The sequence below is a fragment of the Bradyrhizobium ontarionense genome (genome assembly GCF_021088345.1).
GTDB classification, from domain to species: domain Bacteria; phylum Pseudomonadota; class Alphaproteobacteria; order Rhizobiales; family Xanthobacteraceae; genus Bradyrhizobium; species Bradyrhizobium ontarionense.
Genome location: NZ_CP088156.1, coordinates 4,811,756 through 4,826,570 on the forward strand (window position 1 = coordinate 4,811,756; position 14,815 = coordinate 4,826,570).

General features: G+C 65.5%; 12 protein-coding genes. 3 read left to right on the top strand and 9 right to left on the bottom strand.

The features are described from left to right. Positions 1-90: 90 nt before the first annotated feature. Entirely contained in the window at positions 91-1,548 is a 1,458-nt protein-coding gene (locus LQG66_RS21200) for an exopolysaccharide biosynthesis polyprenyl glycosylphosphotransferase (RefSeq protein ID WP_231317623.1), read from the top strand. A gap of 36 nt (positions 1,549-1,584) precedes the next feature. Here LQG66_RS21200 and LQG66_RS21205 read toward each other — a convergent pair whose 3' ends face one another. The 3 genes from LQG66_RS21205 to LQG66_RS21215 are packed head-to-tail and all read right to left on the bottom strand — an operon-like array spanning position 1,585 to position 4,856. Then, positions 1,585-2,349, bottom strand: a complete 765-nt coding sequence (locus LQG66_RS21205; RefSeq protein WP_231317624.1) for a class I SAM-dependent methyltransferase — start codon at positions 2,347-2,349, stop codon at positions 1,585-1,587. A 5-nt stretch (positions 2,350-2,354) separates the two neighbouring features. Then, on the bottom strand, positions 2,355-3,464 hold the full coding sequence (locus LQG66_RS21210) for a glycosyltransferase family protein (RefSeq protein WP_231317625.1): 1,110 nt from the start codon (positions 3,462-3,464) through the stop codon (positions 2,355-2,357). Positions 3,465-3,470: 6 nt separating this feature from the next. Further along, a complete protein-coding gene (locus LQG66_RS21215; RefSeq protein ID WP_231317626.1) occupies positions 3,471-4,856 on the bottom strand; it encodes a lipopolysaccharide biosynthesis protein in 1,386 nt (461 codons plus the stop codon). A 250-nt stretch (positions 4,857-5,106) separates the two neighbouring features. On the opposite strand from LQG66_RS21215, the gene LQG66_RS21220 reads away from it, so the two are divergent. Together LQG66_RS21220 and LQG66_RS21225 are read left to right on the top strand one after the other, a co-directional pair. After that, a complete protein-coding gene (locus LQG66_RS21220) occupies positions 5,107-6,246 on the top strand; it encodes a glycosyltransferase (RefSeq protein WP_231317627.1) in 1,140 nt (379 codons plus the stop codon). Beyond that, entirely contained in the window at positions 6,243-7,736 is a 1,494-nt protein-coding gene (locus tag LQG66_RS21225) for a hypothetical protein (protein WP_231317628.1), read from the top strand. Before LQG66_RS21220 ends, LQG66_RS21225 begins: the two co-directional genes overlap by 4 nt. A gap of 62 nt (positions 7,737-7,798) precedes the next feature. Here the strand turns inward: LQG66_RS21225 and LQG66_RS21230 are convergent, their stop codons facing one another. The 6 genes from LQG66_RS21230 to LQG66_RS21255 form a co-directional block, all read right to left on the bottom strand. Further along, positions 7,799-8,638, bottom strand: a complete 840-nt coding sequence (locus LQG66_RS21230; RefSeq protein WP_231317629.1) for a glycosyltransferase — start codon at positions 8,636-8,638, stop codon at positions 7,799-7,801. Between the two features lie 34 nt (positions 8,639-8,672). Next, the gene (locus LQG66_RS21235) at positions 8,673-9,815 is read right to left on the bottom strand and encodes a glycosyltransferase family 4 protein (protein WP_231317630.1); all 1,143 of its coding nucleotides are present in this window, start codon (positions 9,813-9,815) and stop codon (positions 8,673-8,675) included. Next, positions 9,803-10,555 (bottom strand): hypothetical protein, encoded by a 753-nt coding sequence (locus tag LQG66_RS21240; RefSeq protein ID WP_231317631.1) that lies wholly within the window; start codon positions 10,553-10,555, stop codon positions 9,803-9,805. The genes LQG66_RS21235 and LQG66_RS21240 overlap by 13 nt, the downstream gene beginning before the upstream one ends. Then, entirely contained in the window at positions 10,556-12,823 is a 2,268-nt protein-coding gene (locus LQG66_RS21245; protein ID WP_231317632.1) for a polysaccharide biosynthesis tyrosine autokinase, read from the bottom strand. It abuts the gene before it with no gap. 96 nt (positions 12,824-12,919) lie between these two features. Then, positions 12,920-13,561, bottom strand: a complete 642-nt coding sequence (locus tag LQG66_RS21250) for a hypothetical protein (RefSeq protein ID WP_231317633.1) — start codon at positions 13,559-13,561, stop codon at positions 12,920-12,922. A 124-nt stretch (positions 13,562-13,685) separates the two neighbouring features. Continuing rightward, positions 13,686-14,783, bottom strand: coding sequence for an O-antigen ligase family protein (locus LQG66_RS21255; RefSeq protein ID WP_231317634.1), 1,098 nt, complete (start codon positions 14,781-14,783; stop codon positions 13,686-13,688). Between the last annotated feature and the right edge of the window lie 32 nt (positions 14,784-14,815).

A 14,815-nucleotide genomic window follows, 5' to 3' on the forward strand; every position in this document is an offset into this window, starting at 1 on the left:
CATGCCCCGGTCAAAGCACGCGGGTCGGCGCCCGAGCGAGCCGCGACGGCCTTCGAGCAGACGAATTTCGATCGGGCCGATTTTGATCATGTGACGGAATTGCGGCCATCGCCCGCGCCGCGACCGCGACCTGACCGGTCTCATTCGGGCGCCGATGCGCCACGTCGCAGCCGTCTGTCGCGCAGCGCCACGTCGGCGGGAAAGTTCATTGCGCTCGAATTCGGAACGGTCTCCACCGTCGCCTATCTGACGAGCTTGCTCTATCACCGTCTCGTCGTGCCCGAGCTGCCCATCGCGACCGAATATACCAGCGCCTCCGTGTTGCTGGCCGCGCTGTATTGCGGCGCCGCGCTCGGTCTGCGCGACTTCACCCACCTGCAGAACTTCCGGCATCAGCGGCTGCTGTGGAACGCGATCCGGGCCACCATTCTGGCGTTCGCCTTTCTCGTGTCCGGGATGTTTCTGCTGAAGATCTCCGACGAGTATTCGCGCGGTGCGCTGGTCGTGCAGTTCATGACCGTGTGCCTCGCGGCCCTGGCCCTGCGCGGCGTGCTGATCTCGCGGCAGCAGCGGGCGCTGCATCGGGGCGAGCTTGCGCTTCGCCGCGCATTCATCATCGGGGACCTGCGACAATCCCACGGACTGTCGCAACGGCTTCGCGACAACGGCATCATCACCGTGGCCCAGTTCACGCTGACGCAATTCGAGCGCCCCGATGGCGCGCGCGCGCTGGTCGATGCCTGCCGCACGGCCGGGGCCGACGACATCTTCGTCCTGCCGACGGCCGAGCAGATCGGGCGCATGCCGAGCTTCATCGATCATCTGTCGCAGCTGCCGGTCGCGGTCCATGTCATGGTGCCCGGGCTGGACGGGCTGTTGTCGGCGTCCGAGGTCGTGGAATTCGGCGATGTCGCCGCGGTGCAGGTCCAGGGCCGCCCGCTGTCGGCGGTGGACGAGGCCCTGAAGCGCGGCTTCGACATCATCGCGTCGGTGCTATTGCTGGTGGCGCTGTCGCCGTTGATGCTGGCCGTCGCAGCGCTCATCAAATTGACCGACCGGGGGCCGGTGCTGTTCCGGCAGGTCCGGCATGGCTTCAACAATCAGGCGATCACGGTGCTCAAATTCCGCACCATGCGCTGCAGTCCCGCCGCGGAGGATTTTCGTCAGGCCACACGCCACGACCCGCGCATCACGTGGATCGGCGGCTGGCTCAGGGCCGCGAGCATCGACGAGCTGCCCCAGCTCGTCAACGTCCTGCGCGGCGAGATGTCGATCGTGGGCCCGCGCCCCCACGCGCTGGCTCACAACAGGATGTTCGAGGAACGCATCCCGCCGCTGTCCCGGCGGCACAACATGAAGCCCGGCATCACCGGCTGGGCCCAGGTCAACCTGCTGCGCGGCGAAACCGACACGCTGGAGAAGATGCAGCGGCGGATCGACTATGATCTGTTCTACATCGATCACTGGTCGTTCCTGTTCGACCTGAAGATCATCGTATTGACGGCGATGCTGTTCCTCTCGGTGAAGAACTACCGCCAGAGCTTCTGAGGGCGGAGCCATCCAGCGATCGCCGATCCCCTCTTCTCAGGCGGCCTTCACGGCGACCGCGATCAGGTTCTGGCTGTAGATGCCATCGGCCGTCTCGCCGGTCTCGACCGCGATGATCAGCCGCAGCAGAGACCGGATTCCCTTCCAGAGCAGGAGGCGGATCACGCTCTTCAGCCCGTGCGGGATCGGCGCGTCCTCGACGCAGCCGACGTCGGCGAATCCGGCCGCGCGCAGGACGGCACCGAGCGACTGACGCGTGAACGCGAGCTCGTGCGTGAAATCGCCGTACCTGATGCGGCCGAAGAACGGCGACTCGCCGTTGGGCGCATGGATGATCCAGCGCCCGCCGGGCTTGAGCACGCGCAGCACCTCGCGCGTCAGACGCAGCAGGTCCTGCTTCGTCAGATGCTCGATCACGTCGTAGGTCACCAGGGCGTCGACAGTGCCATCGCCCGTTCGCGCCAGCTCTCCGAACAGGTCCCCCTGGCGAACGCCGGGGATACCGAGGCGATGCGCGATGGCGACCTGTTCTGCAGAGCCGTCGACGCCCTGCAGGCGGCGATAGCCCTCGCGTTGCGCAGCCAGCAGCAGGACACCGTTGCCGCAGCCGAGATCGAGGATCTCGGCGTCCCGGTCTGCGGGAAAGAACCGCCGCACCAGATCGCGCATGATCGGCATGCGCGGCGCCAGATCGGCCTGCTCCGTCGGCGCCGGACCGAAGCCGCCCGACGAGACGTAGCGCTGATACATGAACTGGTTGGGATCCTGGTCCGGAGCAGGGGGCGGAGCCGGCGAATTCATGGGCTTCATCCTTCGACCTGCGCCAGCGGCCCGATCCCGGCCGATGTGCTCAATCCGGGAAACAGAGACCGCAGCACGGGGCTACGCATGATCGCCTCGGCGAGCCGCGACGCGTTGTCGTAGCCGGACGACTGGGCGCGCATCCATCCGGACTTCGCGATCCGCACCCGGCGCGGCTCGTCGTCCAGCAGCAGCGCAGCCTTGCTGGCGAGGTCGTCGACGCCATGGAAGAACACCGCCTCGTGCTCGTCGCGGAAGCTCTGTTCGAGGCGCGAGGCGCGCTCGGCCAGCAACAGCCCGCCACAGGCCGTGATCTCGAAGGCCCGATGCGACAGCTCCTCCCAATTGTCCTTGGTGATGAAGGAGATGCTGATGCGGGAGGCGCAGATGGTCTGGCGATAGGCGTCGTCCCAGGCGCCGTCCGCGATGACACGGAACAGCTGCTCATGGCCGCGCACCGCGCGCTGCCAGCCGTGGCCGAACAGACTGACACGTCCAGGCATGCGCTTCGCCAGATCGAGCATGATGTCGGTGCGATGCGGGCGGATGCCGCCGCCATCCTTGAGCGCCGTGCCGATGAAGCTGATGTCGTGCACCATCGCGGCCGCCTGCTCCGGGGCAAAATGGCGCGCCGGCGCAAAGCCGAAATCGACCACGGATACGCGGCGCGCGCCGGCAAGCTCGTAGTTGCGCACCACGCTGTATTTCGGCGTCATGATCTCGTCGACCAGCGGCACCAGGCCGAGATGCAGGCGCCACAGGCCGCGCTCGTGCTCGCCCCAGGGATTGTCGTTGTTGAACAGCACGACCGCACCGAAGCGCTCCCGGATGCTCTTGAGCGTCGACGGCCGGATCATCCAGCCCTTGTCGATCCACAAGACGTCGTACGAACGGTCGCGCGCCGCATTGATCAGCTCGGCATTCGTGCGCGCGATGACTGGCCCGACCTGCAGCCGCGCGCGCAGCTGCCAGTCCACACGTGCGGCGAGGCCAGAAAGCGCAGCTGGCGGCAGGCGCGTGACGGTAGCCCCGATCTGCTCCAGTGCATCGGCGCGGTCGCGCGACGTGGTCCCTGCGCCATTGTCGCCGACATAGAGCAATGAAGGCCCGGTCATCGCGTCTCACCGTCGTCCGAGCAGCGCGGCGGCCTGGTGCCGCAACCTGGTCACGGACCCCGAGAGGTCGGCAATCTCGATCATCAGTTGGCGGAGCGGCAGTGCCAGCCAGCGCTGCAGCGCTCCCCACAGCAGGATCGATATCGCCGCTTCGCCCGCGATTCCGCCGATCAGCACGGCGACCAATCCCGATTCCGGCACCAGGGCGGCCCCGAGCGCGACGGAGGCGGACGCGGCCAGCAACGTGATGATGGCGACGGCGCGCATCGCATTGACGCTGATCAGCGCCTGCGCGGCGATCCGGCCGGCAAGCCCTGCGCCGGACATCACGAGATAGAGAATCATCAGCCCATGATGAAACGCAATCTGATGCCGGGTCCACCAGTCGAAGATCGTGGGTCCCAGGCTCATCAGGACCAGGGAAACACCGGCAAACGCCAGCAGCGACAGCTGGACCACGAAGGCGATGAGACGAACGAGCTGCGAACTGTCCTTGCGGCCCGCGGCATGGCTGATCTCGACGCCGGCCGGCGCCATCACGGTCAGGAACAACTGGTCGACCAAGCGCATCGCGGTCGCATAGACGGCATAGACCGCCACGGCGGGTCCGCCAAGCAGCGCACCCAGCACCAGCCGGGGTCCTTGGATCATGACGCCCTGGGTGGCGAGATTGTAGCCGCTGAAACCGAGCGCAGGCCTGAGATGCTCGCGCAGCCAAGCGATATCGGCCATGCGCAGATCCATGCGTGCCCACGGCGCTAGCCGGCGCGCGACCACGCCGACCACCACGAGATCGAGCAATGCCATCGTCGCCGTCAGACCGGCCACATGCACCGGCTGCGCGCCGAGCCCGACGATGGCGCCGATGCAGACGATGAGCTCGATCAGCTTGATCGCGGTCGCGATGTTGTAGGCGACACCGTATCGTCCGTTGGCGTAGAGAACCGCCGCCATCAGCCCCCGCAGCGTCTCGAAGCAGAGCTGGGCGGCTGCGAACGCGAAGACCAAGACGACCGCGGAGGCGCCGATCCCGTCGAGATGGAACCAGCGCGCAAGCGGCAGGGCAGCGACAGCCATGACGGCCACGATCAGGATGACGGGCAGCGGCCCCAGCGCCAGATTGCAGGACATCTGAAAGCTGCGTCGCGCCCGATCGCGGTCGCCGGCCGCAGCCGCCATGATCACGTCGTTGGTCGCGGTCGCGACCAGCCCCAGATTGACATAGGGCAGATAGGACACGAGCGCCGTGAGCGTGATCCATTGGCCAAACAGGTCGACACCCCAATGCGAGATCTGCACCGGCACCAGCAGAATCGGATTGAGCGCCATCGCAAGGCGCCATAGCCCCTGCCCGACCAGGCCGATGGCCAGGCGCCGTGCTAGGCCCGCCATGGCGACCGACGGTAAGGAAGGCCCGCATTTCGGCCGGGCTGCGCCTGGGAGATGAGGTTCATATGGGATCGTCAAGTCGGAGGTCGGCTGCACGCCCACCTTGTAGCCAAAGATGGCACGACGGTCGCGCTTTCGCGCCCTTTTACCTTAATCGGCACTTGCGTGCGGCGGGCCGGCGCATATCCACCGCTCGATCGGTGTTTTCCGCTAGAAAGCGGGCTTTCATCCTCAGGCTCAGACCACGGCGAGCATGCCTCATCCCAAGCGCATCCTTCTGATCGGCAACTATGAAGCCGACCGGCAATATTCGATGCTGCGCTATGCGGATTGGCTCGTCGGGGCCCTGCGTACGACGGGATGGCACGCCGACCTGCTCGCCCCGGCGCCGCACCTGTCGAGGCCGGCCATGCGCAGCCGGACGGCGCGCAAATGGCTCGGCTTCATCGACAAGTTCGTGCTGTTTCCGCTTCGGCTGAGGCGCCTCGCAGCACGCTACGATCTGATCCACGTCTGCGATCACTCCAATGCGCCCTATGTGTTCGCCCTATCCGGCCACCGCGTCAGCTTGACGTGCCATGACCTGATTCCGATCAAGGTGCTCGCCGGCGAAGTCCGGGGCCAGCGGCTGTCCGGAACCAACGCCTGGCTTCAGCGCATGATCCGCGTCAGCCTGCGCCACGTCCCCAACCTGGTCTTCGTATCCGATGCGACACGCGCCGATTTCGTCCGCCTGATCGGGCCCGTGACGGGCGGCGATGGCGTCATCGCCAATCCCGTGATCGGCTTCGGGACGATGACACCGGCTCGGGCTCGCCAACTGATCGACGCCGCCGGCGTCCCGGCCGACAGGCCCTTTCTGCTGCATATCGGCAGCAATCTCTGGTACAAGAACCGCCCAGGCGCGCTGCAGCTGTTCGACCTCCTGCGTCAAACTCATATCGCCGGCCTGAGGGATGCCCTGATGGTCTCGGTGGGACCTCCCCTGCCGGATTCGATGCAGGCGGCACCAGAGGGGCTGATCGTGATCAGCGAGGCGGACAACGGATTGATCGAAGCGCTCTACACCCAGGCCGAGGCGCTGCTGTTTCCATCGCTCGACGAAGGTTTCGGCTGGCCGATCATCGAGGCGCAGGCGTGCGGCTGCCCCGTCATCACCTCCGATCGTGAGCCGATGCGCAGTATCGCCGGCCCCGCCGCGCTGCTGATCGATCCCGGCCGGCTGGATCAGGCAGCCCAACTGATCGCCGAGCGCTGGGACTGGCTGACGGCGCAAAAGCAGGCCGCCCGCGACCATGCACGACAATTTTCCGAGCGCGCCGCGGCGGCCCGTTATTCGGACTTCCTGACCGAGCTGGCCGGGAGAGCCGCTCCGGCCGGGAGCCTCCAATGATGAAGCCCGTCGCGACGGTGAGCCGGCTCGGGGCTGCCATCCTCATCGCAGGCTTCGCGCTGCTGTTGTGGCCCAGCCTGGTGGTGTTCGCCGCCGCGTCAATCATCGGTTCCGCGATTGGATTGGTCGTGCTGTATGTCAGCATCGACGGCCGTGACCAGACGCGGATCTCGTGGCTGCTCGCCACCGCGCTGTTGCTGGCCTATGACGGCGGCTCTATCTCTACCTATCTGAGCGCGAGCTCCCCGCAGGAATTCGCAATCCTGACCAAGGACCGCCCGATCGAGCTGATCTCGTCGGCGCTCGCGCTCGTCCACATCATCTGCGGGCTGCTGCTGCTGATCGGGCGCCTGGAACGTCCGGCGACCGCCGCGATCCTCGACTCGACGGCCGACAACTGGTTTTCCTTGCTGCTGGCGTGCGGCGGCCTCGGCCTGATCGCGCTGGGATACGCCTTTGGCGATCTCGGCTATATGGGAATCCAGACCGACGCCGCCGGCCGGATCTCCGTCATCGGCGCGGCAGCCAGTCTCGTCGAAGGCCCTCTGGCGGGCGTGGCTGGCTATCTGGCTGCACGAGGCCGGCAGCCGCTATCCCGGTTGTTCTACGCGATGGTGGTGACGCTCGTGACGCTTGCGGTCGTGCCGACCGGTCGCCGCGCCATCCTGCTCGTTCTGCTGATCGCAACGATCGGGTTCGCGCTTGGCGGCGGACTGCGCCGTCTCTCGCTCGGTCACAAGGTGGCCGCGATCGCCATCGGCGGCCTGTTTGCCTACGTCACGAGTTCCTACTTCTTCGCGCTGCGGCTCGCGACATGGGAGCTCGGCAACACGGCCGCGCTCTCGGACCAGCTCTGGCTTGGGCTCGACTTCATGCTGTCGCCGAGCCTGAAGGAGCGCTTCAATACGCTGTTCTACGACAATGTGCGCGAACGGACCTTCGTGCTCGGCTACCTCTCCGACCTGATCAGTGCGGTCGGATCGTCCGGACCGCTCTACGGAGACGCGCTGGAATATTATCTCCGCCTCTGCATCCCCTCGGCGCTGGATCCGAACAAGGACCAGATCATCGCCTATCAGATGGTCGAAACGCTGGTCCACCCGAAGCTCGGCCTGCCCGTCATCGACGAAGCCAACACCATCCTGACAGATGGCGTTACCGATTTCGGACTCGCCGGCGCTCTTCTCTACACCAGCGGACTGGTGGTGCTGATGCGAGGAGCGATCTCGGCCATCCAGCGGATCGGATCGCCGATCACGGTCATGTTCGGAACGTTCACGGTCATCAGCCTGGTGCTGAAACCCGAACTGACGCTCGACGAATATCTGGTGCCGCTGCGCAATCTCGCGGCGTTCATTCCCTTGATGTGGATTGCAGAGGCGCTGCCGTCACTGTCGCGACGTTCGCCGCCCGGCGCCACGAGCGCTGGCCCGCGCAAGCTGCCGGGGCATAAGCTGCCAGGGCAATGGCCCCTGCGCAGCGGGCGCTGACTTTGCTGGCGAGAGCATTCGTCGCGGAGGTCGGTTGCGAGAAGGGGATGCCCGCCCCTCTGTCACTCGGACGGAGAAAGGGACTGCTGCAAGCGCCGGACACGCGGCGACGGCCTGCGACCGGCGCGGAAGCCGTTGGCAAGATAATAGCGGACCGCATCGATCAGATGGCTCCGCTGGGTTCGGCTGGTCAACAGCGCGCCAAAGCCGCCCGAGCTCGCCCGCTTTCCGTCGGCCCTGACGCGGACCGACGACGTCAGACAGACGCGCATCCCCGCGCTCCACGTCGCCAGTCCCAACTCGACGTCGGACATGAACAGGAAGTAGCGCTGATCCAGACCGCCCAGCTGCTCCCAGAGCGAGCGGCGAATCAGGACGCAGGACGATTGCAGCCAGTCGACATCGACGAGGTCCGCGTTGCCCTTGGCGAGGGGATCAATCAGGTGGATCTCGCTGCCACGCTGCGGCCAGAGGCGGCGCATCAACTGGTGCAGCAGTGTCGGAAACTTTCGTGCCGTCTCGACCAGGGCACCATCGTCGCTCACCTGGAGCGGGGCAAGCACACCGATGGACGGATCGGATGCAGCAATCGAAATCAGTCGGTCGAGGCTTCCCGGCTCATCCCAAATGATGTCGGGATTGCAAAGAACGACGAAATCCGTTCGTGGCAGCGCGCGAATACCGAGATTGCATCCCTTGGTGTAGCCGAGATTGAGCTGGGGATCGACCAGCAGGAACTGGTGCTCGTCGGCTCCGGCCGCGAGCTGCCGGTGCTCCTCCGCGTCGGCCGAATTCTCGACGACCACGACTGCCGTTCGATGCGCGCCACCCTGGCGCGCCAGGCTGCGCACGCAATCCAGCAGCCGCTCGGCCTTGAAGAAATTGACGATGACGACGGCCACCGTCGTCGGTTCCGCGAAGGCCTCGACGACCGAACTAGCCGACCGGTGGGAGCGGTCCGCAATCGAATTCTTGGGCAAAGGCTGCGGCGAGTTCGCACCCCGAAAGGCGCGGACAGGGGCGAGATCGCCATCCACCCGCTGCGGTAACATACGCATCCCGGCCCCTCATTGCCAGCCTCAGCCCGGTCAGGATGTCTGCCGGGCTCCCAGTCGCCAAGCTTAACATAAAATTCGGGTCCGATATAAACTCTAACACTCCAAGGTTATTGGTAACCATAACAGGTGTGCCATGCCATAACGCCTCCAGCGGCGTTAAACCGAACGATTCGAAGCGCGTCGGACACACGAAGAAGTCGATCTCGTCATAGAAGCGGTCGCGCGCGTCTGCGCGCAGCGGGCCTCGCCAGACGATATGCCCCCGCTGTGTGTCCGCCTCGCCGATCCTGCGAATACCCTCCAGATACCGCTCCGAGGCAGGTCTCGGTTCCCCGGCAATGTGAAGCTCCGCGTCGGGGCGCTCCAGCTGAAGCCAGGTCACAAAGGCCTCGACCAACTCTGCCAGGCCTTTTCTCGGCGCAATCTCGGCCATGAAGCCGAAACGGACGGTCTTGCCGCCGGGTGACCGGGCGCCGGTGAGCTCAGGCCCCAGGAACGGTTCTGGAATGACGTTCGATTTGGCGGCAAACAGCGATGAGAGCAGCGAATTCCGCCGTTCGAGAACGGACGAGTAGATGATCCGGTCGCTCAGCGCCATGAGCGCCAGCTCTGCCGTCGCCAGATATGGGAACTTCTTGAGATCGCGAAGCCGTCTGAATTCCGCGCGGGCGAGATTTCCCTTCGGACTGTAGACGATCCGGATGCCACGGCTCCGCGCGCGCGAGGCGACCAGCAGCGCCATGGGATTCCAGGCTCCCGCCACGAAGATCGCGCGATAGCGCGTCAGCTCGAGATCGACGAGTTGGCCGAGCGAGAGGCGATTGCCTCGCGGCGGCAGCGACGGCAGGCGCCCGGCGTCGTGGACGAGGCCATCCTTGCTCAGGACGTCCATCGCGAGTCCGCGCGCACGAAGCTCGCGGGCCAGCAGCAGGATGCTCTCCGGGACGCCCCCGAAGCCGAGCGCGAACTGATGGGCGACGGCCAGGACCGTGGTCGCCCGCGAATCTCCTAGCGCTTCCATGGCTGATCGTCGCTCCGATCCACGCCAGGAATGGGCACGCCGGGCAGTACGGCGTCCAACGCCCTCGACAGCCGCTCGCGATGCGACAGAGGCACCTCGATCAGCCGTACAAGCACGGCAATCCGGGCCTCGGGTCCCACTGCTGCGTAGATCGCCGCCGCGTCGTCATAGAGCCCGTTCTGCACGATCTGCGCGAACTCGTTGACTGCAAGCCGCGCGAGGTCATCATTCAGCATCGTGAAGCTGCCGAGCGCAACCGGGTTGCGCTTCAGCGCGATCCAACCCTCATTCGGCGCATTCGCATAGGACATTCCGAGATAGTCGAGATGCTCCGGCCGAATGCCGCTGCGGCTCTCCATCGAGAACAGGACCAGCCACAGATAGGCGTCGGTCGGAATGCAGCGAAGCGCTGATCGCAGCCCGGTGCGGAGCTCAGCCAGCGACCGATCCGCCTCATCGCGGCGCGGCGCGGAGGCGGCGTCCTCGAAAAGGTAAAGGCGCAGGATGGCCGCCGCGCGGCGCGCCGCCGGCTGACAACGACCGGCGGAGGTTTGGCCACCCTCCTCCACCAAGGCCTGTCTGACCGCATCGAGCTGGAAGCTGCGTCCGCCCACGATCTGCGCCGCGATCCGCTCGGCATCGGCGGATCGCCAGAACGCCGGCAGCGCGATCGCGGTCCAGACCAGGAGAACACCAGCCAGAGAGATCGGGCCGGCGCGAACGAGGCCGGAAGCCGTCATCTACTCGGAATATCCATAACGGTGATAGTAGTCGTTCCGGTAATAGCCGCCATAGCCGTATCTCGACATCATGCTGAGCTCGGCCTTGTTGAGCACGACCCCGAGAAGCTGCTCGCGCAGATGGCGCGCTGAATTCATCGCGTGCTGCACGACGTCGGTCTTGGTGCGCCCCCATTCGACCACGAAGACATAGGAGTCGATCAGTTTCGTCGTGGTACGGACATCGACGACCGGGGCCAGAGGCGAGAGATCGACGACGATGTAGTCGTACCGCTTGCGCAGATCATCGACCAGATTGCGCATCGCAGACGACGCCAGGACCTCACTGGTCTGGGCATGGCGTGAGGGGATCACGGCAGGCAGGACGTCGAGCCCCGTCTCGGGCTCCCGCCACAGCACCTGCCCCAGGTCGCGCTTGCCCGCGAGCACCTCGAGAACGCCGAATTCCGCTGATGGCATCAGCCCGCGCGTCAGCGACGGATTGCGCAGGTCGCCATCGATCAGAATCGTCCGCGCGCCGCTCTGCGCCAGGAGCTCGGCGAATGCGGCCGCCACCGTCGACTTGCCCTCGTTGGGAAGCGACGAGGTGAAGCCGATCACGCGTCCGGCGCCGTTTCGAGCAGCGATATCGGCCGCGACCTTGATCGCGCGGACCGATTCGGTGAAGCTCGAGAACGGATTGTGGACCACGTGCCAGTACAGTCCGCCATCCGGAACCACCTGTCTCGGTGTGCGCTGGGCGATGGACGGAACAGGCAAGCCCGGCTGGGGTTCGATCCGCGGCAGGATGGCGATGCAATGGGCCTGCAGCTGCGTCTCCACCTCATCCGTGGTCCGGAAAACACGATCGGAGAGATCCCGCAGACGCGCGAGCCCGAAGCCAAACAACAGACCCGTGGCGCCGGCGATGGACAACACCAAGCTTAGCCGCGGCGCGCTCGGCTTGAGCGGCCGCGCCGCCTGGGTGATGACGCGCGCCTCCGTGATCGGGAACGATTGCTGCTGCACCGATTCCATGTAGCGCTGAAGGAAGTTGTCGTGGAGCGCCCGATAGCTCTGGGACTTGCTCTCGAGATCGCGCAATGCGACCTGCGCCTCGTTGGTCGTCCGCGAGGCTGATACCGCCTGTTCGACCTGCTTTTCGGTGCTGGCTGCCCGTTGCGTCGCGATCTCGAGATCGCTCTTGTAGGACTCCGCCAGGCGTCGCAGCTCGTCCATGATCGAGCTGCGAATGCCCTGCATCTGGTTGCGCAGGTTCACGGCGGCCAGATGATTGCGACCGTACCGCGCCGACCAGTCCGCTTCGCGGGTTGCCAGATCGAGATACTGCGATCGAAGCTTGCTGACCACCTGATTGTTCAGCGTATCGGTGACCGTGCCGTCGACGGTCGAATCGGGATTGTCCGCAAGGATGACCGTCTGGATCCGATCGAAACGCGCCTTGGCTTCAGCGAACTGCGCCTTGGCGACCACGAGCTGGCTGTTCAGCTCCGCCAGCTGCTGCTCGTTCATCAGGCGGCCGCCGGATTCGACGATGTTGTTCTGCGCCTTGAACGTGACGACGGCTCGTTCGGCCGCCGACGCCTGCTCCTGTAGTTCCTTGATGCGGTCCTGAAGCCATGACGAGGCGCGTTTCGTCGCCTTGTACTTGGCATCCAGCTGGTCGACGACATAGGCGTCGGAGGCGGCGTTGGCGATCTGGGCGGCGCGGTCGGGCGACAAGGACCGGAAGCCGATCTCGATGATATAGGTCAGGCCGACACGACGCACGGTCAGACGATTGGCGAAGCTCTCGGTCGTGCGGCGCAGCCTGTCGAACTCGGAGCGACTGCGATCGCTCCCGAACAGCTCGCCGATCCATCCGGACACCGTGGCGATCAAGCCGGGTGATCCCGCGAACTCCGGGTCTTCCGTCAGATGCAGGTCCCTGATGACCGCCGACGCGATGGTTTCGGACTTGATGATCTGAACCTGGCTTTCGACCGACGCACTGTCGATCGGAATGTCGCCGAGCACGGACTGCTGCTGGAACAGCTGGTTCTTGCGGCTGTCGATGATCAGGCTGGCCGTTGCCGTGTAGGTCGAAGGCGTCGCCACGAAATAGCCGACGCCCAGGCAGAGGCTGATCGCGATCACGGCCAGGATGAACCGGTATTGCCGATGGACGAAGCCGCTCAGGCTCGCCAGCATCTCTGCCGATGAAGCAACCTGCTCGGCTGCGGCGCGCGCAACCGGGACGACGCGATCGAGATTAGGAAGAACGTTCATCGCGAACTCGCAATTCGTCGGCCGCGGGCTGATCGTCCCGTGCGGCGGCCTGCCGCACTCGCTGAGTTATCGTTGCAAGAGCAAATGCGGGGCAGCTTACGGGGACGTCGTCGTGGAAATCGTAAATGTGGTCGTCGAGACGGACCCATTGGATGTACCGGTCCCGGTCGTCGACGGGCTGTAGGTGAAATTGCCGGTCGGCGTGCTGCCGCCCCCGATCGCCTGCGCCGAGCCGGTGCTGGTCGGTGTGCCACCCAGCGCGTTGGTCTGACCGCCGACGGCGCCACCGGCGCCCGCGCCTCCGCCACCGCCGGTCGCCGCCGTGCCCTGATCGTTGGCGCCGCCGGAATAGGCCACGAAGACGTCCTGATCCTTGGTTTCGGCGATCGCCTGCAGGATCTGGTTGGCGTAGGCCTGATTGGTCTTCACGACCACCTTCGCCGCCTGTCCGAGCGCGTTGCCGATCGCCGTCTTCTGCGATTTGTTAGCGTTGGGCACGAGACCGAGGATCACATTCAGACTGTTCGGATCCGCGATCGCGACTTCGCGAAGCAGGGACACCAGGGCGGTGCCGCCGTCCGGATATTGCTGCAGAACCTGCCCCGGATTGGCGAGAAAGCGCTGAGACAGGCTCTGCTGCTGGGCCATCACGGAAGCGGGGATCAACGTGCCGGTGAACGCAGCCGAGGCGAGCACCAGGGACGTGGCTGCAATGATCGAGGATCTCAAATTGCTCAACGCTCGCCTCCTTCACAAAACCTAACATATCTATAACTTACCGTTTCATATCACGGGTGACCCACACAGGCAAAGGCGCACGAAGCCGCGCGGACCTATGACACTCGTCACCAGAAATTAACCTTTATGTCGCGCGGCCCCGACGCGGCCGGCCCTCGGCGCGATGGCGTTGTGCCAATCCGACCCCGACCAGGCTCAGAACTGGAATGGCAAGACCAGGAATCTGAAGGGAAAAGTCCACCAGCGAGTGCACGATCGCCATCGTGCCGCAGACCAGGCCGGCGATCGGGAAGATCGCCCCATTGCGGCGCTGGAGAGCTCCCTTCACCAGGAAGGCCAGGACCACGGCCCAGCCAAGACAGACCACGAGAGCAAGGGGCACCCCGAGCTCCGCGGCCAGCTCAAGGGGCGTACTGTGGGCGCGGTCCCAGATCCCCCAGATCGAGGCATCCGCACTGCGGTACCGCGGAAAGATGTAACGAAACGAGCCGAGACCGGACCCGATCAGCGGGTGATCCCGGATCATTCGCCACGTCGAGACGTAGGTTTCCCAGCGACCGCCGCCTTCGAGGCCATGAGCCCCGAGACGCCCGGTGACCTGACCGCCGAGCACCGCGAGCGCAGCAGTCATGACGGCGAGCGCGGGAGGGAGCGCCCATAGTAGCCGCCGCCACGACGGAAGCTGGCGGCGCAGCACAAGAGACGCTGCGCCGACGCCTCCCGCCAGGGAGACCACGAGGCCCGCCCGCGATCCCGTCAACATGACGCAGGTCATGCAGATCAACGATGCGGCGCCGGGGACGAGGAGCCTGCGGTCCCAGGTCACGGCCCGCAGCGACGACCAGCCATGACGGAAGCCGTCGCGCGCGACCAGCCGCCGGAGCATGATCAGCTCCCAGACGACCATGCAGCAGCCGAAATACAAGGCAGCCGTATTGCGGTTCGGAAACGTCGCATTCAGGACGTTGCGATCCAGCACCTTGTCACGCAGCAGCACCACCGACGGGTCAATGAGATAGGCGGCGATGCCGTAGACGGCATAGGCGAGGCCGGACCACGCCACCGTCTTGAGCAGGATCTCTGCGTGCGCCGGGGCGCTTGCGACGAAGAAGGCGCAAGCCAATACGCCGAGGCAGGCAAGCGGCGCGCCCAGCGCGAACAACGGCTGATCCCGGACCAGGGCCAGCGGCGCTGTCGGGTCGGCGCCGATCAGCCCGGACATCCGTTTCCAGACTGCATCCGGCGAAACGGGAA